18 protein-coding genes are annotated in these 21,159 nt (G+C 60.8%); 15 read left to right on the forward strand and 3 right to left on the reverse strand.

The genetic code is table 11. The annotated features are described in order from the left end of the window. Positions 1-27 precede the first annotated feature (27 nt). From ACFFDA_RS00120 to ACFFDA_RS00180, 13 genes are all read left to right on the forward strand, one after another. Positions 28-726, forward strand: coding sequence for an SDR family oxidoreductase (locus tag ACFFDA_RS00120; RefSeq protein WP_404477534.1), 699 nt, complete (start codon positions 28-30; stop codon positions 724-726). Positions 727-811: 85 nt separating this feature from the next. Next, positions 812-2,170 (forward strand): spinster family MFS transporter, encoded by a 1,359-nt coding sequence (locus tag ACFFDA_RS00125; protein ID WP_404477535.1) that lies wholly within the window; start codon positions 812-814, stop codon positions 2,168-2,170. Positions 2,171-2,305: 135 nt separating this feature from the next. Further along, positions 2,306-4,591 carry a TonB-dependent receptor gene (locus tag ACFFDA_RS00130; RefSeq protein WP_404477537.1) on the forward strand — a complete coding sequence of 762 codons (2,286 nt, stop codon included), beginning with the start codon at positions 2,306-2,308 and terminating at the stop codon, positions 4,589-4,591. 211 nt (positions 4,592-4,802) lie between these two features. Continuing rightward, positions 4,803-5,897, forward strand: coding sequence for an amidohydrolase family protein (locus ACFFDA_RS00135; protein ID WP_404477539.1), 1,095 nt, complete (start codon positions 4,803-4,805; stop codon positions 5,895-5,897). 172 nt (positions 5,898-6,069) lie between these two features. Beyond that, complete coding sequence (locus tag ACFFDA_RS00140; RefSeq protein ID WP_404477541.1) at positions 6,070-6,735, forward strand: TetR/AcrR family transcriptional regulator; 666 nt, start codon at positions 6,070-6,072, stop codon at positions 6,733-6,735. A 107-nt stretch (positions 6,736-6,842) separates the two neighbouring features. Then, complete coding sequence (locus ACFFDA_RS00145; RefSeq protein WP_404477543.1) at positions 6,843-7,772, forward strand: NAD-dependent epimerase/dehydratase family protein; 930 nt, start codon at positions 6,843-6,845, stop codon at positions 7,770-7,772. A gap of 32 nt (positions 7,773-7,804) precedes the next feature. Further along, positions 7,805-8,848, forward strand: coding sequence for a WD40/YVTN/BNR-like repeat-containing protein (locus ACFFDA_RS00150; RefSeq protein ID WP_404477545.1), 1,044 nt, complete (start codon positions 7,805-7,807; stop codon positions 8,846-8,848). Between the two features lie 47 nt (positions 8,849-8,895). Further along, positions 8,896-9,819 (forward strand): fumarylacetoacetate hydrolase family protein, encoded by a 924-nt coding sequence (locus tag ACFFDA_RS00155; protein WP_404477547.1) that lies wholly within the window; start codon positions 8,896-8,898, stop codon positions 9,817-9,819. A 1-nt stretch (position 9,820) separates the two neighbouring features. Beyond that, positions 9,821-10,123, forward strand: a complete 303-nt coding sequence (locus ACFFDA_RS00160) for a Dabb family protein (RefSeq protein WP_404477548.1) — start codon at positions 9,821-9,823, stop codon at positions 10,121-10,123. 19 nt (positions 10,124-10,142) lie between these two features. After that, the gene (locus tag ACFFDA_RS00165; RefSeq protein WP_404477550.1) at positions 10,143-11,162 is read left to right on the forward strand and encodes an isopenicillin N synthase family dioxygenase; all 1,020 of its coding nucleotides are present in this window, start codon (positions 10,143-10,145) and stop codon (positions 11,160-11,162) included. A 5-nt stretch (positions 11,163-11,167) separates the two neighbouring features. After that, positions 11,168-11,656, forward strand: coding sequence for a VOC family protein (locus ACFFDA_RS00170; RefSeq protein WP_404477552.1), 489 nt, complete (start codon positions 11,168-11,170; stop codon positions 11,654-11,656). A 55-nt stretch (positions 11,657-11,711) separates the two neighbouring features. Further along, positions 11,712-12,983, forward strand: coding sequence for an MFS transporter (locus tag ACFFDA_RS00175; protein ID WP_404477554.1), 1,272 nt, complete (start codon positions 11,712-11,714; stop codon positions 12,981-12,983). 8 nt (positions 12,984-12,991) lie between these two features. Further along, positions 12,992-13,786, forward strand: a complete 795-nt coding sequence (locus ACFFDA_RS00180; RefSeq protein ID WP_404477556.1) for an enoyl-CoA hydratase/isomerase family protein — start codon at positions 12,992-12,994, stop codon at positions 13,784-13,786. Here ACFFDA_RS00180 and ACFFDA_RS00185 read toward each other — a convergent pair. Next, positions 13,783-14,757: an amidohydrolase family protein gene (locus ACFFDA_RS00185; RefSeq protein WP_404477557.1), complete on the reverse strand. Its 975-nt coding sequence runs from the start codon at positions 14,755-14,757 to the stop codon at positions 13,783-13,785. The genes ACFFDA_RS00180 and ACFFDA_RS00185 overlap by 4 nt on opposite strands. Here ACFFDA_RS00185 and ACFFDA_RS00190 point away from each other — a divergent pair. Both ACFFDA_RS00190 and ACFFDA_RS00195 read left to right on the forward strand, forming a co-directional pair. Then, complete coding sequence (locus ACFFDA_RS00190; protein WP_404477559.1) at positions 14,744-16,105, forward strand: cytochrome P450; 1,362 nt, start codon at positions 14,744-14,746, stop codon at positions 16,103-16,105. The two genes, ACFFDA_RS00185 and ACFFDA_RS00190, sit on opposite strands and share 14 nt — an antisense overlap. Positions 16,106-16,469: 364 nt before the next feature. After that, positions 16,470-18,926 (forward strand): TonB-dependent receptor, encoded by a 2,457-nt coding sequence (locus ACFFDA_RS00195; RefSeq protein ID WP_404477561.1) that lies wholly within the window; start codon positions 16,470-16,472, stop codon positions 18,924-18,926. A gap of 144 nt (positions 18,927-19,070) precedes the next feature. Here the strand turns inward: ACFFDA_RS00195 and ACFFDA_RS00200 are convergent, their stop codons facing one another. After that, complete coding sequence (locus tag ACFFDA_RS00200) at positions 19,071-20,273, reverse strand: cytochrome P450 (protein WP_404477563.1); 1,203 nt, start codon at positions 20,271-20,273, stop codon at positions 19,071-19,073. After that, on the reverse strand, positions 20,270-21,154 hold the full coding sequence (locus ACFFDA_RS00205; RefSeq protein WP_404477564.1) for a MaoC/PaaZ C-terminal domain-containing protein: 885 nt from the start codon (positions 21,152-21,154) through the stop codon (positions 20,270-20,272). Before ACFFDA_RS00205 ends, ACFFDA_RS00200 begins: the two co-directional genes overlap by 4 nt. Positions 21,155-21,159: the final 5 nt, after the last annotated feature.

Consider the following 21,159-nt stretch of genomic DNA (forward strand, 5'->3'; position numbering starts at 1 on the left):
GGGCGGCAAAAAGGGGATAGGAGAGCGATGCCGACGACATTGGTAACAGGGGCAGGCGGGACACTGGGCACCGCCATCTGCTCCGATCTGACGGCCCGCGGCCATGAGGTGATCGGGATCGCGCGGCGACCGATCGCGGAATTTGCGGGTGTTTTCTATAGTGTCGACCTGGCGAACGCCGCATCAACGGAAGCAGCCCTGGCCGGAATTCTCGCCGAACATCGAATAGACAATCTGGTGAACAACGCTGGCGCGTCGGGCCGCGCTGCGCTGGAGGATGTCGACATCGACGCTGCGCACGCGATGTATGAACTAAACGTCCACGCGACAGTCAGGGTGACGAAGGCACTACTTCCGACGATGCGCGCGAACGGCAGGGGGCGCATCGTAAATATGTGCAGCCGCGCGATGCTGGGGCGAGAGCGGACGTCGATCTATGCGTCGAGCAAGGCGGCGGTCGAAGGCCTGACGCGATCCTGGGCAATCGAGTTCGCCGACAGCGCAATTACCGTGAACGCGGTCGCGCCCGGCTTCATCTATTCGGAGATGTTCGAGCGCAACAATCCGCCCGACAGTCCGCAAACGCAAAGGGACTTGAGCCGAGTTCCGCTCGGCCGGTTGGGGCAAGCGGACGAAGTCGCCGCCGCCGTCGCCTATTTTCTCTCCGACGAAGCCGGCTACACCACCGGACAGACCCTGTATGTCTGTGGGGGCTGGAGCATCTGAACGCCGCGGCCTGCCGCGGGCAGAGGGGCCAAAATTGCACCATCGCAGTCCCCAAGAATGACGTCGACAAGGTTCAGGAGTGGAAATGTCCGTCGAAACCGATCATGCAGTCGAGCACCATGTTGCCGAGCCGTATCCGCCTGCGTGGCGGGCTTGGACGGTCGTCGCGATTCTGTTCGTCGTAACCCTTCTTTCGCAGCTCGATCGCCAGATCCCGGCGCTGCTAGTCGCCCCGATCAAGGCGGAATTCGGCATTTCCGATACGGCATTCAGCCTGCTTCAGGGCTATGCTTTCGCGTTGATCTACACGCTGATGGGGCTGCCTTTCGGGCGCCTGGTAGACACGACCAACCGGCGCAATCTCATCGTCGGCGGGGTGATCGTGTGGAGCGCGATGACCGCGCTCTCCGCTTTTTCCAGCAGCTATTCAGTTTTGTTCATCGCCCGGATGGGGGTCGGTGTGGGCGAGGCCGTGCTGGCCCCGGCAGCCTATTCGATCATCGCCGACTATGTCGCTCCTGCCAGGCGCGGCCGGGCGATCTCCGTCTATTATCTGTCATTGGCGATCGGGCAGGGGGCGTCCTTGCTGATCGGCGGACTGATCCTCAAGTTGATCCCGCCAGCCGGCGCGCAATTGCCGTTGGTCGGCCTGACCGAGGCCTGGCGAATCGCGTTCCTGATCGCCGGTGCTCCGGGTATCGTTCTCGCATCGCTGCTGTTTCTGGTGCGCGAGCCGGCGAGGCGCGAAACCGCCGCCGGCGGTAGTGGCAGCGCCATTCCATCGCTCAGGGATTTGTTCGCGTTCATGCGCTCCAACAGGGGAGCGCTCTGGCCGATTTTCCTGTGTCCAACCGCGCTTGCTGTGGTCGGATACGCTGCGGTCAACTGGGCGGTCGCCTTCTACGAACGGTCTTTCGGCCTGTCGCCGCAGCAGATCGGCGTGACGCTGGGTATTGTCGTCGCCTCAGGGGGCATAATGGGGACGCTTTTTTCCGGTTTTCTGGGCGATTGGCTGGCCGCGCGGGGTGTGCAGGCAGCGCGGCTTCGGGTCATGCAGTTCTCGATGCTTCTCACGCTGGCGATGGCTGGAATCTGGACCTTGATGCCCACCGCCGGACTTAGCCTGGCGATGCTGGGCATCATGCTGTTCGCATCCGTGGTGGGGCATAGTTGCGCGCCGGTGATGGTGCAGGAAGTCGTGCCAAACCGCATGCGCGGGCAGATCGTTTCGATCTACCTGCTCATCGCCGGACTGGGCGGCATTGCCTTGGCGCCGACGGCCGTCGCGTTGATCACTGACTATGTGTTTGCCGATGAGGCCGCAGTGGGCCGGTCGCTGGCGATTGTGGGATTCCCGACCGCACTTCTCGGTACGATTGTCGCGTTCGCGAGTCAGCGGCCCTATGCGACCGTAGGCAGGCGCATCGCCGCCGCAGCCGCCTGAGCCGGGCAGCTGTCGGCAAAAGAGCAAATAAGAATATCCGTCTGATGATAGAATATCGCTTGCGTCGGCGAGAGCTAATAGTTAGGTGCGCCTTACCAAGGCCCGCAGAGGCCCTGATCCTAAAGGGAGGAAGTCATGAAGATTTTCCGGCGCGCACTGATGATTGGCCCCGCTCTCACCTGGCCGGCGATTGCGCTGGCTCAGCAGGCCGCGGCGCCGACGCCCCCTGCTGCGGCCAAGGTCGAAGATACGCAGGGGCTGGAGGACATTGTCGTCACCGCTCAACGCCGCGCGGAGCGGTTGCAGGACGTGCCGGTGTCAGTGACCGCATTTGGTACTGCTGAGCTGGAAAAGCGCCAGATCACAGATGTACAGGCGCTGACCCAGAATGCGCCGGCGATCACCTTCTCGGCCACGCCCTATGGGACCAATGACCTCATTCTCGCCATTCGCGGCGTCGCACCGGGCGGCGTCCTGCCAAATGTCGACCAGGCCGTAGGCACCTACGTGGACGGGATTTATTACGCGCGGCCAGAGGGCAGCAACTTCGCGCTTGTCGACATCGCGTCTGCCGAAGTGCTGCGTGGTCCGCAGGGCACGCTGTTCGGTCGCAATACCATTGGCGGCGCGCTGAATGTCACGACCAACAAGGCCAGTTATGAGCGGGGCGGATCGCTGAAGTTCGCCTATGGCAATTACAATGCATTGACCGCTCAGGCCGTCATCAACCTCCCGCTGGTTGATGACAAGCTGGCGGCGCGCGCAGTTCTAGCGCATGTCCAGCATGACGGATGGGGTAAAAGCGCGCAATTTGGCGATGTCGCAAACCAGAACGATAATTTCGTCCGTGGTAGTCTGCGGGCCGATCTCAGCGATGCGGTTCGCATTGACCTGATCGGCGACTATTATTCCGGCCGCAACCGCCAGTCTCTCTGGGTGCTGCGCGACTATCTGGCAGGCACCTCGCCCGCCGCTTACGCGCCCTATGTTGCGCCGGAAGGCAGCCGGGTAAGTCAGCAGGGCATCAACCCGCTCAACAAGACGCAAATCTACACACTAACGGGCATTGCCACGGCGGATCTGGGGTTCGCGGAACTCAAGTCGATCACTGGCTATCGCAACATGAACTTCCAGGGCGCCGGCGATCAGGACGGCACGCCGCTGCCGACCGTCGATGTGTTGGAGTTTGAATTTGTCGGCGACCAGTTCAGCCAGGAATTCCAATTGACGGGGACGAGCGATGATTCCCGGCTGATCTGGGTGGCAGGTGCCTACTATTTTCGGGAGGAAGTACGCAATACGGGTCTCGTCCGCGCCGGCTCCAGCTTGCAGGTCAATGAACTGACACCCCAGAACAAATCGATGAGCGCGTTCGCGCAGTTGACTTACGAAGCTCTGCCCGATCTGCGGATAACCGGCGGCATTCGCTATGTCGTTGATGATCGCGACATCAAATATCGCCGGCCGATATTTCCGATTGCTGCCGCTTTCGCCGGTGTCGTCACTGCCAACCTGCCGGACGGTGCGATCGGTGCGCAGACATGCCCCTATGCTGCGCTTGGGCTGACCGCTGATGCCGCGGCGTGTAGCTTCAGCCCGAAGCGTATCACATTCAAGACGGTCCCGTTCACCGTCGGCATCGACTACAAGCCCGATACCGACAGTCTGCTCTATGCGAAGTTCGCGCGCGGCTATCGCGCGGGCGGCCATCAGCAACCGACGGGCACCACAGTGACGTTCTTTACGCCTTTTAAGGAGGAGAAGGTCGACAGTTACGAAGTCGGTGCAAAGCTCTCCTTGTTTGACCGCAAGCTGCAATTTTCCACGGCGGCTTATTATTCGATCTACGACAATGTGCAGCAGAATTCGCTGCTGTCCAGCACGCCGACCATCGTCATCGCCGTGGTCAATGCTGGCAAGGAGCGCATCTACGGCGCCGAGTTTGAGGCAACCGCGCTGCTTGGCGATCTTCGTCTGGCGGGATCGGTTGGCCTGATCGAGCCGAAATTCACTGCGGGCCCGTATAAGGACACGTCTGTCCCGGCGGTGTCGAAGGTCACATGGGCGGTCAGCGGCGACTTCCCCATTGAGATGGCCGGTGGCGGGCGGATTGATCTGCATGCCGACTATAATTGGCGCTCGAAGGTCAATTTCCTCAATGTGGGTTCGGTTGGCGCGGCCGGCTTAGTTCCCTACTCGGCCTTTCAGGAGGCGGCTGTGACGCAGAAGGGCTATGGCCTGCTTGCAGCGCGCATATCCTACACACTGCCTCGGTCGGAACTGACGCTCTCAGTGTTTGGCAAGAATCTGACCAACGTCTATTATGCCGGGCGGACGGGGTCGCTGGCGGCAGCGAACTTTAATTCCATCGTCGTTGGCGAACCCCGCACTTACGGCCTGTCACTGTCTGCCAATTTTTGATGCGGTCTTGCGCCGTTTTGCGCGGCGGTTCGACGGCTCGCCATCCGGGGCCGAGCCCGTCAGCCGGTAGAGACGGATCGCCTCGTTGAATGTTCTGATAAAGGAATTAGATTCCATTTGCAGAAATGTTTGCCACGTTATGTTTTAGACGTTAGCCATCAAGCAGCGCCAAGATGCCGAGTCCGACAATTATAGAGAGGGTGTAACCAAGATGCTGATCGACCTCCACGCCCATGCGGTGCATCCCGATTTTTACGATCAGGATCCGTTTTGGGGGCCTCAATTCGCGGTCAAGAACAATGGCGATTTCAGCCTGAAAGTGGGCCACTGGATCCTCACCCTTGGCCAGCCGGAGCGCCGCGCCGCCGTGGAAGCGGGAACCGCGTTGAGCCTGGAAGAACACTGGAAGATGGTACGCGACAGCCGCAACCGTCTCAAAAGCATGGACGCAGCCGGTCAGGACGCCCAAGTCCTGTCGATTCCGTCACACTGCTATATGTACTGGACGCCAGCCGATTTCTCGACCCGCTTTGCCAAGCGCTGCAACGAGGTGCTGGGCACCTATTGCGCCGATAGCGATAATCGCCTGTTTTACTGGGCGCATGCGCCGCTCAACGTCCCTGAGGCCTGCCCGGAAATCATACGGCATGCGGTGAAGGAATATGGCGCGGTCGGCCTTTCGGCCGGCGGCGCGAACTTCGGTGGCCTGGAATTCGATTCGCCGGAACTGGACACCGTCTGGGAAACAATGTGTGACCTCGATCTGCCGATTTTCGTTCACGGTTACAATCAGTCCGTGACCTGGGGGGAAAAGGCCAATGACGATCGCTATGAGACCACTGCGATCGTCGGCATGAACTATGACGAGACGCAGTGCTTCTGGAACCTGATCTGCGGGGGTGTCCTCGACAGGTTCCCGGACCTCAAGGTCTACATCACCCATGCCGGCGGCTTCGTACCTTACCAGCTGGGACGGCTTGATGAATGCAACAAGAACTTGGAAGTGCGACACAACAAGCACGACCTGATGCACTATATGAAGAATTTTTGGTTCGACCCGGAAATTCACGCCCTGCCGATGCGACAGGCAATGTGCGAACTAATTGGCGCCGACCAGCTGGTTTATGGCACCAATTTCGGCGGCAGTGATGCGATCCGTTTCGACATGACTGCGGATCTGCGGATGTCGGACGAGGACAAGGACAAGATCCGCTATCTCAACGCGCTCAAGCTGTTTCACAAGGAGGAGAGCGACATCGGGCGCTGCAGCAGTCCGGCTGTGGATGCGATGGCGGTGCCCTTGTAAGGCGAAACCTGCATTTCGGAAACAAGGCCCACCGCGCGACACCGTGCGGTGGGTTTTTTTGTCCAGAGAAGGGTGCGTTCTTGGCCGAGTCCGGCTGCCGCCGCCCCTATTTGTCATCTGCGCTTGCACGCGCGATAGGAGGGGCTGAACACCGATGCGAGGGGAGATGTCATTGGCTAACAAAAAGAAGGGCGTTTCGGAACGGCGTGCCCATCGATCGGGAATCCGGACGCGGCTCAGCATCCTGCGCGCGGCGGAGGCGGTCATCGCCGAACGGGGCTATGAAAGCGCGTCATTGCGAGAGATAACCTCGCGGGCCGGGGTCGACCTGGCCTTGGTCAACTATCATTTCGGTTCCAAGGAGCGATTGTACATCGCCATCCTGTCGCGCCGCAACACAGCCATCAACCGGAAGCGATTGCAGCAGCTCGAACAGGCGCGGCACGACGCAGCGCCGTACCCGATTGCCGTCGACCGGATCGTGGATTGCTTTCTGGAACCGATCTTTGAACGGCTGGTCGCCAAGGCACCGGGCTGGCGGAACTGGGGGCGGATCGCCGCGCGGATCAACTCGACGCCTCCCGTTCTGACCCACCAGCGCGAGGAGGTGGACGAATTCAGCCTAGTTTTCATCCGGGAGTTACAGCGGTCGCTGCCGCAGGTCGATCCGGGATCGCTCTATTTCCGATATGCCTTCATGGCCGCAGTCGTGATCGAAGTCCTGCATTCGACGCCGCGCGTGTGGAATATGTCGGAAGGGGCCGTGGATATGCGCGATGTCGCGCGTGCGGCAGCCGAGGCGCGCGCCTTCATCCTCACCGGAATTTCGGCTCAGTGAAATCTGAAGGAGGCACGCTTTCACGTTTGACAAGTTTCAACGGGTGTTGAATAAATAAACCAAGAGGGCGGCGGAGATCGTGCTCGAGTCGAGGAGAGAGAACTGCCATGATGTCCGGCAAAAAAATCCTTGTTACCGGGGGGGCGGGCATGATGGGTCGCCCAGTGGCCGAGATGCTGGCACCCGATAACGAGGTGTGGGTTTCGTCGTTGTTCGACGAGTCCGAGCAGCCAGTGCGTGAGGCGCTGGACGCGCAAGGCATACACACCGTAGCCTGGGATATGTCGCGCGACGGCGTCGACGTGCTACCCGGTGATTTCACTCATGTGCTGCACACCGCGATGCTGCGGGACACGACGAGCTACGACGATTCCGTCGAGACGAACGGCATCTCCGTGGCGCGGCTGATGACGCATTGCCGCAATGCAGAGTCCTTTGTGTTCGTGTCGACGATGGGCGTCTACAAGCGCAACGCGCGCGATTATCCCTATGTGGAGACGGATGCGCTGGGCGGCGACCATTCGTCCATGGGCCCCTATGTGGTCGGCAAGATCGCCAGCGAAGGCGTCGCTCGCGCGCTCGCCCGTCTTTACAATCTCCCTACCACCATCGTCCGTCCGAACGTGATCTACGGCCCCTATGGCTGGGGCGGCGTGCCTATCCTGTTCCTGAAGCGGATGATGGAGGGGCAGCCGATTGAGGCGCCACTGGACGGCGAAAATCATTGCAGCCTGATCCATACCGACGACATCGCTCGGTTCATGCCCGGCTTTTGGGCGGCGGCTTCGGTGCCTGCCACAGTCGTCAACCTGGGTGGCGACGAGGTCGTGACCATGCCGGAATATATGGGTTATGTATCTGAAATAACCGGCCTTCCGGTGGACTTTGTCCGCAGTCCAACGACGCGAGACACATATGTTTCCGATCCAGCCAAGCGCAAGGCGCTGGTGGGCGCGACCCAGGTTGAGTGGCGTGACGGCATACGCCGCACCGTGGCGGCACACATGCCCCATCTGTTGAAGGAAAAAGTCGGCTGAACGCCGCTTAGTGACATTCAAGGACATCCGAGATGAACGACATTAATATCGTGATCGGCACAATCGGTTCCGGCACTTTCTGGAGTCATGACAGCGGCAGAACCTGGGAGCAGGCGGTGCTCAAGATGCCGGTTGCGCCTTGGGCGCCCTGGATCGAGTTCCGGTCCGTGAACGTGTCGCCGTTCAACAAGAATCATGTGATCGGCGGCAGCGATTCCGGCATTCACTTGAGCGAGGACGGCGGCAAACGCTGGGAGTTCATCGACTCCCCGCTGAATGGCATGCGGGTCTGGTCGACGACCTGGCATCCGCATGAACCCGACACCATCCTCGTTGGCGCGGCGCCGTTTGAAACCGACAAGGCGGTCTATCGAACGCGCGACCGAGGCAAGACTTGGGAGAATTTGAAGCATCCGCTTATCGGCAGGTCGGGTTATGGCGCAACCCATATCACCCATGTGGCCTATGATCCGCGCGACCCAAGGACGATGTGGGCAGGCGCCGAGATCGGCGGCCTGTGGTACAGCAAGGATGACGGACAGAGCTGGACCAAGACCGATGAGCTGGGGCCGGCCGATCCCGATCTTGCAGCGAACATCTTCGAGGATATCCACAGCTTCTCGATCGGGCCGGAGGGCAACCTCTATATCGCAACGCCGCGCGGTGTGCAGGTCAGCTATGACGACGGCAAGACCTTCAACCGGCATGTATTCGAACCATTTCCCGACCGCGAACCGACCGCCATCAAGCGTGACATCGTCAGCTATTGCCGCTGTACCGTTGTGAAGACTGACGATCCGAATACTATCTTCGTTACGGTAGGCGACTATACGCCGGGCAAGAACGGCGCAATTTATCGCAGCAAGGACAAGGGTCATTCATGGGAGCGGCTACCATTGCCGGTGCCGCCTAACACGACAATGTACTGGGCTGCCGTGCATCCCGAAGCGCCGGACACGATCGTCGCCTGTTCCATGTACGGCTATATTTATATCAGCCGAGACGGCGGCGATAGCTGGGAAAAAGTTAAGCGAGAATTCGGAGAAATCCGCGCGATTACTTTTGCGCCCCAATAACAAGTGCATCCTGGCTGTTCATTGAAAGCAACATCATGAAAATTGCATTGATCGACGATTATGTTCCCGCGCTTATCCGCGGTGAGGACGTCATTGACCTCTCGTCCGTGCTCCCGGATATCATGGCGGTGCCCGGTCACTATCGAATGAACCTGCTGATCGAACGCTTCGCGGACCTGCGCGGCGCGATTGAGGCAGCCGGGACGGGGGCAGGCCGTTCGCTGACCGATGTGCGTCTGCGTGCGCCAGTGCCCCGCCCGGTGCAAATGCTGTTCGCGATGGGCAATTATCATGAAGGCCTCAAAGGGACATCGCGGCCGCTTGGCCTGTTCCTCAAGGCGTCCTCGTCGATCCTTGATCCCGGAGGCACGGTCGTTCTGCCGTCCGACGATGCCAAAATCTTCCATCACGAGGCGGAAATTGCGGTCGTGATCGGCAAGGAATGCAAGGACGTCGCGCCCCAAGACGCTCTCGACCAGGTATTCGGCTACACCGGGATCATCGACGTGTCGGCCCGGGGCATGGGTGCGGGCGTGGGCTTCATCGACAAGAGCTTCGAGACATTCTGTCCGATGGGGCCTTGGATCACGCTGAAGGACGAGATCCCGGACCCGCAGGACGTGGCCGTCCGCTTCTGGGAGGACGATCAACCGCGCCAGGACTATCATACCGGCGACATGGAGCATCCGATCCGCAACCTGATTGCGTATGCCTCGCATATTACGCGGCTCTACCCCGGTGACATCATCGCCTGCGGCACCAACCATCAGGGACTTGGTCCGATGCAGGATGGCGAAACCAGTACGCTGGAGGTGGAGGGCGTTGGCCGCCTCACCGTGAAGGTCAGCGATCCGCATGGTCGACGGTGGCCGATGGAGATCGATCCCAATATCGGTCGGGCTATCAAGGCATGGCGCAAGGACGGAACGCATCTGGATCCCGCGACCTCCTATGCCGGACGGATCGTGTGACATGATCACGCATCTCGTGCTGGCGCGGTGGAATGAAGGCACGACCGCCGATCAGGTCGCCGCGATCAAGGCGAAGGCACCTGTTCTGTTGGGGATAGAAGGAGTGGAAACGGTCGAGTTCCACGCCAACCTGGCACTTGCCCAGCCTGCCTTCGGCCGCGGCATCCAGAGCATCCTGATCGTTGGCATGCGCGATCGAGCGGCGCTGGAACGGTACGGCCCGCACCCTTTGCATGCCGAACTCGGAGCGGTGCTGATGCCGCATGTCGATGAACTGACGATCACCGATTATGAATCCGAATGATCCGCCGGGAGCGATTGAAATGACAGAGCTAGCTCAAACACTTCCAGCGCCGAGCGCCGACGTTGTGCGCGTCATTGAGGAGGGCCGCGCACTGCCGGTGCTCGACCTTGGCGCGTTCATCGCGGGCGAACCGGGCGCTGAATTGCAGTTGGCCGCGGACATCCGGCTGATCCAGGAAACCCTGGGCTTTTACAGCATCGTCAATTTTGGCTTCGATCCCGCGCTGATCGAGCAGGCCTATGAACAGAACCGCAAATTGTTCGCGCTGCCCGAAGAAGCCCGTCGCCCGTATGAGTTTCAGGGTCACATGCAGGGCTACTGGCCGATGCAGTCGATCGTGGCGATCCGCCCCGGCTATGAAGGCGAGAGCGAGCAGGGGTCGCAACTGGGTGGTTGGACGTTTCTGCGCGAGCGCGCAGCGGACGATCCCAAAGTGGTATCCAACATGCGCCACCGCGCCATGAACAAATGGCCCAACCCTGAGTTGTTGCCGGACTATCGTGCGATCGTGAGTTCTTACCATGCCGAGATGGTGAAGCTCGGACTGAAGTTGGTAGAGGTCTATGCGCTCTCACTCGATCTGCCGCGCGATTATTTCGCGAAGGATTTCGCCCAGCTCGAATGGTATTCGCGCAACAACTTCATGAAAAAGACCGCCGCTGTCGCCGTGACCCCGCACAGCGACCACAGTTTCCTTACGCTCTTGCCGATATCGCCGGTTCCAGGGCTGCAGGTGCGAACGCCCAAAGGGGAATGGATCAACGCCGCCTATACTCCCGAGGCATTGATCGTGAATACCGGCGAGTGGCTGAACCAGTTGACCAACGGCCGCTATCTTGCGACGCCGCACCGCGTGACCGCGCCGAATGAGGACCGCATATCGATGCCGGTGTTCATCAATCCCAACGATGAGGCGGTCAACGATCCCGTCCCTGGTGCGGTCGCGCCGGGGGAGCAGCGCAAATATCCGCCGCGCGACTGGCACAGCTTCTTCCTCAGCTACATCGACGGCTACACTCAGTCCGTTCTGAAACGGTGAGAGACGTGGCACGCAATGCTTATCATCACGTGGCGTTGCGTGTCGACGATCTGGATCGTTCCACGCGATTCTACGAGGCGGTTTTCGGCGGGAAAGTCGTGATTGAGCTGGAGCTCGCGCCCGATTTCGTCGCCAGCATTTTCGGCGCGCCGGTCGGCACGCGTGGGCTGAACCGCTTGATATCGTTCGGCGATTGGGCGATCGAGATTTTCCAGTTCGTCCCCGGCCTGCCGACAGGTGACACGAAGCAGTTCGAAGCTGGCCTGATGCATCTGTGCGTCTGGGTTGATGACGTACCCGCCACGGTTGAAGCGATCAGGCGCGCTGGCGGTGACAGCAAATTCCCGATCAGACCATGGGGCGGCCATCATTTCGTCTACGCCACCGATCCCGACGGCCACGTCCTCGAACTGCTGGATGCGACGGTCGCGCAATGTCGTTCGCTGGTTGCGTCGGTCGGCGTGCCCGATCACAACAGGGTTGCGGGTGCCTGACGATGGACGTGGCCTCGAAAGTGGCCGGGACATGCTTCCCACAGGCGCAAATTCGGTGATCGACAGGCTCATCGCGCATTGGGCGAGCGATCGCCTCTCGCCGCGTCCACAAGGCGAGTTCGCGCGATCCTGGACGATCCTTCTGGCTTGCATAATCGGTCTGCTTGTGGGGCCGCAGGCACTCATCACCTATACCGCAGGTGTCTATTACACGCCGCTGGAACAGGAGTTTGGCTGGTCGCGGACGCAATTGTCCTTTGCGCAAACGATTGTTCCGGTCATCTTCGCGCTGACATCGCCGCTGGTCGGATTGCTCAACGACAGGTGGGGCGAGGCCAGGGTGGTCGCGACCTCGCTGGGGTTGATGGTCGTTCCGATATTTTTGCTGTCGCGGATGAACGGGTCGGTGGAAATCTACTGGCTTCTGTTCGCCCTGCTGGCGCTGTTTGGAACTGGCGCGACGACACTGACTTTCTCGCAGGTTGCGAGCACGCATTTCGTTCTGAAGCGCGGGCTCGCGCTGGGCATTGCGCTGTCGGGTACGGGTTTGGCTGCCCTCTTCGGCCCCCCGGTCGTTGCCTGGGTCGTCGCGACGTTCGGTTGGCGCGGGGGATATCTGGCGGTAGCCGCCTTCATCCTGCTCGCCAGTCCCTTCGTGGTCTGGCCAATCCTTCGATCCCAGTCGGCGCGCGACGCGATCAAGCGCCAGCAGGTCGGGTTCCAGGGTGGAACGATGGGCGATGCGTGGCGCACGTCGTCCTTCTGGATCCTGGCACTGGCATTCCCACTGATCGCCTATGCAGCCACTGGCCTGATAATCCATTATGTCCCCATGCTGATCGACCGCGGCGTCCCGCCGCAGCAGGCAGCGTCGATTGCCGGGCTGACAGGCATCTTCCTGATCGCCGGGCGTCTCCTGTCGGGCTATATCGTCGATCGGGTAACGGCTTCGCGCTTCGCTGCCATCATCATGCTGGTCGCGGCGGCCATGCTTGGCGCCTTTGCCTATGTGGACAGCCGTTTCGCGTGGATCGGCGCGATCGCGATCGGGCTGTCGATCGGGGCTGAATTCGATCTGATGGCGTATATGGTCGCGCAATATTTCGGGATGGCGCGCTTTGGCCGGGTGTATGGCCTCATCTATGCCTTGACAGTAGCTGCCGCGTCCGTTTCCCCTCTGGCCTTCGGCGCGATCCACGATCGCACAGGCAGCTATTTCGCGGCGCTGCTGCTGTCGTCGGTTCTGCTCGGCGTCGCTGCCTTTGCTTTTATGCTTTTGCCCCGTCCCAATAGTCGGCCCGCGCCGGAGCCGGCTTCTCAACCATAGGTGTCATTATGAACGATCAGACCGAACCGGCATTTCAGGTCGCGCGCAACGGGGCGATAGGACTGTTGACGCTAAACCGGCCCGCGCAGATCAACGCGGTCAATGACAGCATTCGAAACGGCCTGCCGGCCGCAATTGCGAGTTTCGACCGCGATCCCGATATTCGCGTCATCCTCCTGAGCGGCAATGGAGATCGCGGCTTTTGCGCGGGCGCGGACGTCAAGGAGCAGCGCGGCGCGGAAACCCCGCTCGAAGCATTGCGTCGCATGGGTCTGAACCCTTGGATCGAGGGTGTGGCGACAGCCCGCAAGCCGGTGCTGGCGGCAATCCACGGCGCCTGTATGGGTGGGGGCATGGAACTTGCGCTGGCGTGCGACATGCGCATTGCCTCGCCCGACGCCCGCTTTGCCCTGCCGGAGGCCAGGCTGGGCTTGATTCCGGGTGGAGGCGGAACGCAGCGCCTGCCGCGAGTGGTCGGCCTGGGGCCGGCACTCGACATGCTGATGACCGGGCGGACAATCGATGCGCAGGAGGCGCTCCGGATCGGTCTCGTCACCCGACTTGCGGAGAGTCGGGAGCGCCTGTTCGATGTCGCGTTCGAGATCGCGCAGGGCATCGCCGCCATGCCGCCCAATGCCGTGATCGCTGCCAAACGCGCGGCGCATGCCGCGGCGACTTCGCCACTGGCTGTGGGGCTGGAACTGGAGCAAACCGCCTTCGCCCTTTTGCTGACCAGCGAAGACCGGATTGAGGCGGCGACCGCCTTTCGCGAGAAACGGCCGCCGCAATTTACCGGGCGCTAGATCGACGGAAACAGGGCGGCCGCATTCTCTACCAGGATCGAGTCCACATTGGCCTGCGACAATCCGATCCGCTGGATGAACGCAAAGGTTTCGGCATAGTCCTCATGCAACGTCAACAAGGGATAATCGCTGCCCGGCAGCAGGCGATCGGCACCGAAGGCCGCGACCGCTGCGTGCATGGCAGGCGCCGATCCGTGGCAGCATGTGTCGTAATAGAACCGCCGTGCGGTGACGGAGGGAGGCTCCGGCAGCTCCGCGAAGAAGGGGAGCTGGTTGTCCAGCCGCGCAACCAGCGTGGCGAGGGCACCCCCAAGATGCGGTACGATGATCCGGATGTTGGGAAAGCGGCTGGGGATGCGGGCGACGATCAGGTGCATCGCGGCGACCACGTCTTCGAGTGTTGGCCCGGCGGCCGAGCCGAGTTTCCATTCGGTAAGCAAGTGCGAGCACAGGCCGTTGACATTGGGATGGAGAAACAAGACCGCGCCGCGCCGGTCGAGTTCGGCATAGATGGGATCAAATGCCGGATCGGCCACCGAACGTCCATTGCACGCCGTTTGCATCGTAACGCCGATCATGCCGAGCTCGTCGAGCGCGTGCCGCAGTTCCTCAATGCATGCCTCGACATGGGGCAGCGGCAGCGAGGCATAGGCGTGGAGGCGTGTCGGCGCCCGCGTCGCCAGCTCTGCCAGCGAGTCATTGATGCAGCGCGCGGCCGTCGTCGCGGCAACCCGGTCCTCCAGATAGGGGGCGAAAGTGGGCGACAGAAGCTGTGCGCGGACCCCGGCACTGTCCATCAACCCGATGCGCGCCTCGATATCCGCATCGGTATCGCGCATCGGCGCAATAGGGTTGGCTACGACTCCCGGCGGTGGCGGCGGCATGACCGGGAACGTGACGCCAAGGTCGATCAGGCACTGGGTATAGCGTTGCGGCATGGCATGGGCGTGCACGTCAATGATGTTCGCCAAGATGGCCTCTCCTGGGATGGCAGGGCTTCACGATTTCGGTCGCCCACAGATGATATCGGACGCAGCATTGGCGGCTGCTATTTTCATGTACAAATCTAATTTGGATATAAGAAGAGGAAACAGGATGCAAACTCCCGAAACGTCGCAGTCCGCGCCGGCGCATGTGCCGCCCGAACTCGTGCGACCGGACTTCCCGCTCAATTTCGGTGCGAGGACGAAATTGAATCCATTCACCGATCTGATCGACCCACTGCATGAGACGGCGCCCCCGATATTCTACGCTCCCCATGCCTATCCCGGCGGCGCCCCGGCCTGGATCGTTCGCCGTGCGGAGACACTTCGCACAATCTACTTCGACCCGGAGCGGTTTTCGAGCGCCGATTTCGCGCCGTTCGCCAAGCTGATCGGCGAGAAATGGAGCAATCTGCCGGCGGAAAAGGATCCGCCGCTGCACCGCCTGTATCGCAATTTCGTCAACCCGCTGTTCACGCCCAAGGCGATGGCGGCACTCGACGACAAGATCCGCCTTTACGCCCGCGAATATGTCGATGCATTTCGTGACAAGGGGGAATGCGAGTTCATGGCGGACTTCGCATTCGAATTTCCCATCAAGGTTTTCATGGAGTTGATGGGGCTACCGCTAGAGCGGACGAAGGAGTTTCTCGAATGGGAAATGGGCTTATTGCACGGCCATGATCTCGCAGGCATCCAGGCCGCGACGCGCAAGGTGGTGGACTATCTCGACGGGGAAATCGAGGCGCGCCGGGCCACCCCCACTGACGATCTCATCAGCTATGGCGTGCATAGCGAGTTTGACGGTCGCAAGCTGGACCGGGACGAACTGATCGGATTTACCTTCAACCTGTTCATCGGCGGGCTGGATACGGTGTCGACCAATATGGGCCTGCAATTCTGGCATCTGGCGACCCATCAGGAGGATCAGGCGCGTCTACGCGCGGAACCGGCCCTGATCGGCGATGCGATTTCGGAACTGATGCGTGCCTATCCGGCGGTTACCACGTTCCGAACCTGCGTACAGGAAACGGAGATCGAGGGCGTGACGATCATGCCCGGCGACCGGGTGGCCATGTCGACCTCGCTCGCGGGGCGCGATCCGGACGAATATGAAACGCCGCAGATTGTCGATCTGGACCGCAAGCCGCGCCAGTTGAGCTTCGGCTTCGGACCGCATGTCTGCGTGGGCATGCACCTTGCGCGCCGCGAATTGCGTATCGCTATGGAAGAGATGCTGGCGACGCTCCCCGCGTTCCGATTGAAGGAAGGGACGCAAATGACGTTTCGGCTGGGCGGCATGATCCAGCCGGAGGCTGTCCCACTGGCCTGGTAGGACGGATCAGACCGTGGCATCCATGAGACACGCCAAGCCGCTCAATAAAGTTGCCCGAGCGAATGTGGGGCATGCCGACCATTTCGCAGGCAAAATTGTGCGCTGCAACAATATGGTAATGTAAAGGGTCTCGATCAAGAATTTGGAGTCGAGGTAGCATATCTCTGTCCTACGGCGTTTCCCGTTGGAGTTCCTTATAGTCATCTTATTGTTACTATCTCTTGTTCCGATGAGCATGGAAAACTGCTGCTTCTCCGGCAGTAAAAGCAACTATTCTGTAGACGGTACAGTCTTTCGAATTTAGATTGCGCATGAAGCGGAGCGGGTGGGTTGCTCGTATCCGCAAAGCCTGGGGAGGATACTGATGAACCATATTTCCATCGCGCACAGGTGCATGCTCACCGGGAGCGCGCTTCTGGCAGTTGCGGCAACTTTGGCGACGCCCGCGCAGGCAAGTGCGGGCACGGCCACGGCGCCATCAGAGACGCAGTCAGTCGATGACGGCTTGAGCATGGCCGATATTGTGGTGACGGCCCGCCGGATGGAGGAAAATATCCAGACCACGCCCGTGGCCGTCACCGCGCTGGGATCGGGCCAGCTCAGTCAGTTGCAAGTCACCAATCAGGCCGACCTTCAGCGATCGGCACCTGGTCTGGTGGCGCAGCGCGGCGCGCCCGCGACATCGGGCTTCGTCTACCTGTCCATTCGTGGCCAGGGCAATCTCAATCCTGGCGTGACGAACGACACGGCCGTGGGCGTCTATCTCGACGGCGTGTATATTCCGCGCCCTTCGCAGGGTGTCGTGGAACTTGAGGACATTCGGCGGATTGAAGTGTTGCGTGGCCCGCAGGGCACGCTGTTCGGCCGCAACACGACGGGTGGCGCACTCAACATGCTCACCAACGATCCGGATGGGACGTTGAGTGCGACGGTGCGCGCCGAATATGGCAATTATGACTATTGGAGCGGGGGTGCTATCGTCAACGTTCCGCTCAAGGGCGACGAATTGGCCCTGCGCGCCGTCTACAAGCACTCCCAGCATGACGGCTATGTCTACAACCGGTTTCTCAACGTCGACCAGAATAACAGCGAGAGCGATTCCGGGCGCATCAAGCTGCGCTTCGCTCCGGCTGACTCCGTCATCAGTGTCCTGCTTTCCGCTGACTACAGCCATATGACGGACAAGGGCGTCGGTAACGCATTGGCCTATTATAATCCCAACGGATCGCCAGCGCTGCCGTTCAGCACGGCCGCCATCTTTGCGGGCTTTGCACCCTATGTGCAGAATCGGAACGACTATTACGCGAGCTACGGCAAAGGCTTCGCCAACTTCAGCACCTATGGCGCGGGTCGGCGCCCTTATGACAGGCTCAATGCCTATGGCGGCTCGCTCACCATCAACGTCGATCTTGATAATTTCGCGTTCAAGTCGATCTCAGGCTATCGCTACAGCAAGAATATCGGAATTATCGACCTCGACGCCTCGCCAATCGATCTGATCGCGACCGAGACGTCATTCGAGTCCAGGCAGATCAGCCAGGAATTCCAGTTGAGCGGCAACTGGGGCGACCGGTTCAACTATATCGGCGGCATCTATTATTCGCATGAAACAGGTGTCGAGTTTTCGAACTTCGCGACCTTCGCGTTCCTGACGCCACCGGGCTTGTCATCCCGAACGGCCCTGAATGATGCTGATGTGAAGAATGACTCAACGGGCCTCTATGGCCAGGGCTATTATGACCTGACGGACCGGCTGCGGCTGGCGGCAGGGTTGCGCTGGACATGGGATTATCGGCAGGTCGTGATCAAGAACCTGGCCCAGGTCGGCCTGCCCGGCACTACGCCCATTCCTGCGCCGGCTTCGAGCACCGGGTTCAACTGCGTTAACCCCAATGTGACGGGGAACGTTACCGCAGCAGGCATCTGCAAGCTCGTTCGCAACGCCAATTTCAACTATCCTGCCTATACGCTGGGGCTCGACTTCAAGGTGTCTGACGCGCTGTTCGTCTACGCAAAGACCAGCCGCGCGTCGAAGTCCGGTGGTTTCAATGTGCGGCAGGGGTCGGAAAATGCGCCGGCGTTCGATCCGGAGCGGGCGGAGGACGTCGAACTGGGCATCAAATATAATCACCCATCAGGCCTGCTGCGCGCCAATCTCGCCGGATTCCACACATGGACCAAAGGGGTGCAGCGCAGCATCCTGACGGTGGATCCGGTTACGAACAACTCGACCAGCTATATCGTGCCCGCCGGTAATACCCGCATTTATGGCGGTGAACTGGAATTGTTCGTGAACCCGGTGCAGGGTTTGGTGCTCAACGGCAATGTGTCCTACATACACGCCAGGTATCAGGCTGGCACCTTCACCGAACAAAGGCCCAACGGGGCGGGGGGCTTCATCACCGTTGATCGCAGCGGCGAACCTGTGTCGCAGGTGCCCGAATGGCAGTTTGCGGTCGGCGCGACCTATACCGTTCCGGTCGGACCGGGGAGACTGGCGTTGCATGCTGACTATGCCTGGATAGGCGACACCTACACCAATCCGTTCACGGCATCGCCCGGCGCATCCGCCGCCGCGCTTGCCTTCAACGACCTGGCCAACAAATTGTCCAAGACTCCGGCCTATGGCCTCCTCAATGGACGGGTCGGTTACACGATGGACAACGGGCTTGAACTGTTCGTGTTCGGACGGAACCTGACGGACAAGAAATACATCACGAATACGTTCGCGTCGCTCGTGGGTTCACTTGGCGTGGCGACCAATTATCCGGGTGATCCGCGCACCTATGGTGTCGGTTTGCGTTTCACCTTCGGCAAGTAAGGGGGCGGGGCGCGGCCTGTGTCGCGCTCCGGCAAAAGCGCCGACCAGACTTGTGCAAGTCTGGTCGGCGCTTTTGTAAGTTCAAACGTGGGTGAGGAGCCGGGCCTGCGGCGTTGGACCGCCGGCCAGGCTCGCTTCGGCGGCCTATGTTACGGTCAGATACAGCGCATCCAGCCCGCGAAAGAGCATCGTATCACCGATCGTGTCGAAATTGTTGCGCGCATCATCGTAGCGAATGTTCGGCAAGCGCCGGAAGATCTTTTCAAGCGCTAGCTTCCCCTCGGCCAATGCCAGGGGCGCACCGATACAGGTATGGATACCCTTGCCGAAGGCAACATGCGGCTGGCGGCGCTGAAAGGCAAATGTGTCAGGTCGTTCGAACACAGCCTCGTCACGGTTTGCCGAACCGAGCAGCACGATGACAATGGCGCCGGCGGGGATATGCACGCCGCCCACCTCCACATCCTCCATGCACAGTCGATCCACCCACTGAACCGGCGATTCGAGCCGCAGGCCTTCGTTCAGGATCAGGGGGATCGAGGCGGCATCGGACATGACACGCGCGTGCAACGCCGGATCATCCAGGATGATTTTCATCGTGTTGCCAAGCATGTGGGCAGTCGTGGTCACGCCGCCGAACATCAGGAGGGATGCATCGGACAGAACGTTGACTAGATTGAATTCGCCTTCCGCCGCGACATGCTCCTTGATGAAGCGACTGAGGCCATCGTCGCGCGGGGTCTCGTAACGTTCGACGATGGCGCTCTTCATATACTCTGCGACATCCAGCAGCGTGCCCTGGATCGCATCCTGGCGCTCGCTCGGATGGAAGCGCGTGCCGCGGCCGTCATAACGCGCCCAACCGATTGCGCGGTCCTGGTCCTCCATCGGCAGGCCCAGCATGGTCAGCACGACGCGGGCCGGCAGCCTTTCGGCGAAGTCATTGATGAATTCGCACGAGCCGCGTGCCTCGATCTCGTCGATCAGCTCATCGATCGTCGACTCGATCAGCGGCTTGAGACTGTTGATGTCGTCGGCCTTCAAAATCTGGCGCGCGACCCGCCGACGCTTGGCCTGCACCGGGGGATCGAGCATCACGAAACCGCCGGAGGTCGCTCCGCGCGCTTCCTGCACCGTGCGCGTGCGGTGCCGCCCGTTCTCAGGGTACGTGCTTGCACTGGAGAAAATCTGCGGATTGGTGAGGACGAAGGAGACGTCGTCGAAGGCGCTGACGATGAACTCACCGCCCACTCCCGCAGGCGCGACGGGACAGCCACGCATTTGCTCGTAGAAGGGATAGGGACAGCGCGCGACTTCGTAGGAGGGGAAGGTCTTGGGACTGTTCATGGCATCGTTCCTTGATTCTGTTTTTCGTGGGTCACGACGATGCGGCCATGGTCGAGGGCGATTTGGCCCGTCGATTCATTGGTGACGCGAAACGCCGCGGCCTCCGGGGTCTTCCAAATTTCGCAATTCAGTCGGTCGCCGGGCAATACCGGCGCCGAATATCGGGCCTCCACGGTGATCAGTCGGCCGCGCAGGAACTCATGCACTGCATGTGCGACCATGCCGAACGTTGCCAGCCCGTGCAGGATTGGCCGTTCGAAGCCTGCAGTGCGGGCGACGTCCGGACTGGCGTGGATCAGGTTCCAGTCGCCTGAAAGCCGGAAGAGCAGCGCCGCGTCGCGGCGCGTCGGCAATAGGACTGTTGCATCGGCTGCGCGATCCGGCATCTCAGTCGGTGCAAGCTCCGGCCCGGTGCTGGCGCCCCCGAAACCGCCGGCTCCCCGGCAGAAATAGGTCTGGCGAATGGTCGCCAATGGCGATCCGGCTTCCTCTAGCCAAAGCGTCCGCCGTGTATGGATCAGCGCACCGCGCCCCGGCCCCTTGTCCGTCAGGGCGTCTACTTCCAGAAGGCTGGTGACAAGGGCTTCGGTAGGCAGTTCTGCATGCAGGGTTAGTGATTGCGCGCCGTTGACCATCATCGTCGGATCCAGCCCATAGTCCGGGTTGGCATACCAGGCGCCGGGGTAAGCCAGCATCGTCGCGAACGTCGGTACGGGGACGAGGTCGTGCTCAAGCAGGTGGCGCAGCGCCGCCGGGTCCGTTGCCGCCGCGTCGGCACCGATGCCCAGGCCCAAAGCGTATAGAATGCCGTCTCGCGCCGTATAGTGCTGCTGCGTCTCGACCCGGGCAGCGAGCAAGCGATCCGGATCGAGACGTGCCACTATGG

The organism is Novosphingobium sp. BL-52-GroH (assembly GCF_044813085.1).
Taxonomy (GTDB): domain Bacteria; phylum Pseudomonadota; class Alphaproteobacteria; order Sphingomonadales; family Sphingomonadaceae; genus Novosphingobium.

What these genes read in the sequence shown, in the direction of transcription:
- ACFFDA_RS00120 (WP_404477534.1), top strand. Translation starts at nt 28, where the DNA reads ATGCCGACGACATTGGTAACAGGGGCAGGCGGGACACTGGGCACCGCC.
- ACFFDA_RS00125 (WP_404477535.1), top strand. Translation starts at nt 812, where the DNA reads ATGTCCGTCGAAACCGATCATGCAGTCGAGCACCATGTTGCCGAGCCG.
- ACFFDA_RS00130 (WP_404477537.1), top strand. Translation starts at nt 2,306, where the DNA reads ATGAAGATTTTCCGGCGCGCACTGATGATTGGCCCCGCTCTCACCTGG.
- ACFFDA_RS00135 (WP_404477539.1), top strand. Translation starts at nt 4,803, where the DNA reads ATGCTGATCGACCTCCACGCCCATGCGGTGCATCCCGATTTTTACGAT.
- ACFFDA_RS00145 (WP_404477543.1), top strand. Translation starts at nt 6,843, where the DNA reads ATGATGTCCGGCAAAAAAATCCTTGTTACCGGGGGGGCGGGCATGATG.
- ACFFDA_RS00150 (WP_404477545.1), top strand. Translation starts at nt 7,805, where the DNA reads ATGAACGACATTAATATCGTGATCGGCACAATCGGTTCCGGCACTTTC.
- ACFFDA_RS00160 (WP_404477548.1), top strand. Translation starts at nt 9,821, where the DNA reads ATGATCACGCATCTCGTGCTGGCGCGGTGGAATGAAGGCACGACCGCC.
- ACFFDA_RS00165 (WP_404477550.1), top strand. Translation starts at nt 10,143, where the DNA reads ATGACAGAGCTAGCTCAAACACTTCCAGCGCCGAGCGCCGACGTTGTG.
- ACFFDA_RS00180 (WP_404477556.1), top strand. Translation starts at nt 12,992, where the DNA reads ATGAACGATCAGACCGAACCGGCATTTCAGGTCGCGCGCAACGGGGCG.
- ACFFDA_RS00190 (WP_404477559.1), top strand. Translation starts at nt 14,744, where the DNA reads ATGATGTTCGCCAAGATGGCCTCTCCTGGGATGGCAGGGCTTCACGAT.
- ACFFDA_RS00195 (WP_404477561.1), top strand. Translation starts at nt 16,470, where the DNA reads ATGAACCATATTTCCATCGCGCACAGGTGCATGCTCACCGGGAGCGCG.
- ACFFDA_RS00200 (WP_404477563.1), bottom strand. Translation starts at nt 20,273, where the DNA reads ATGAACAGTCCCAAGACCTTCCCCTCCTACGAAGTCGCGCGCTGTCCC.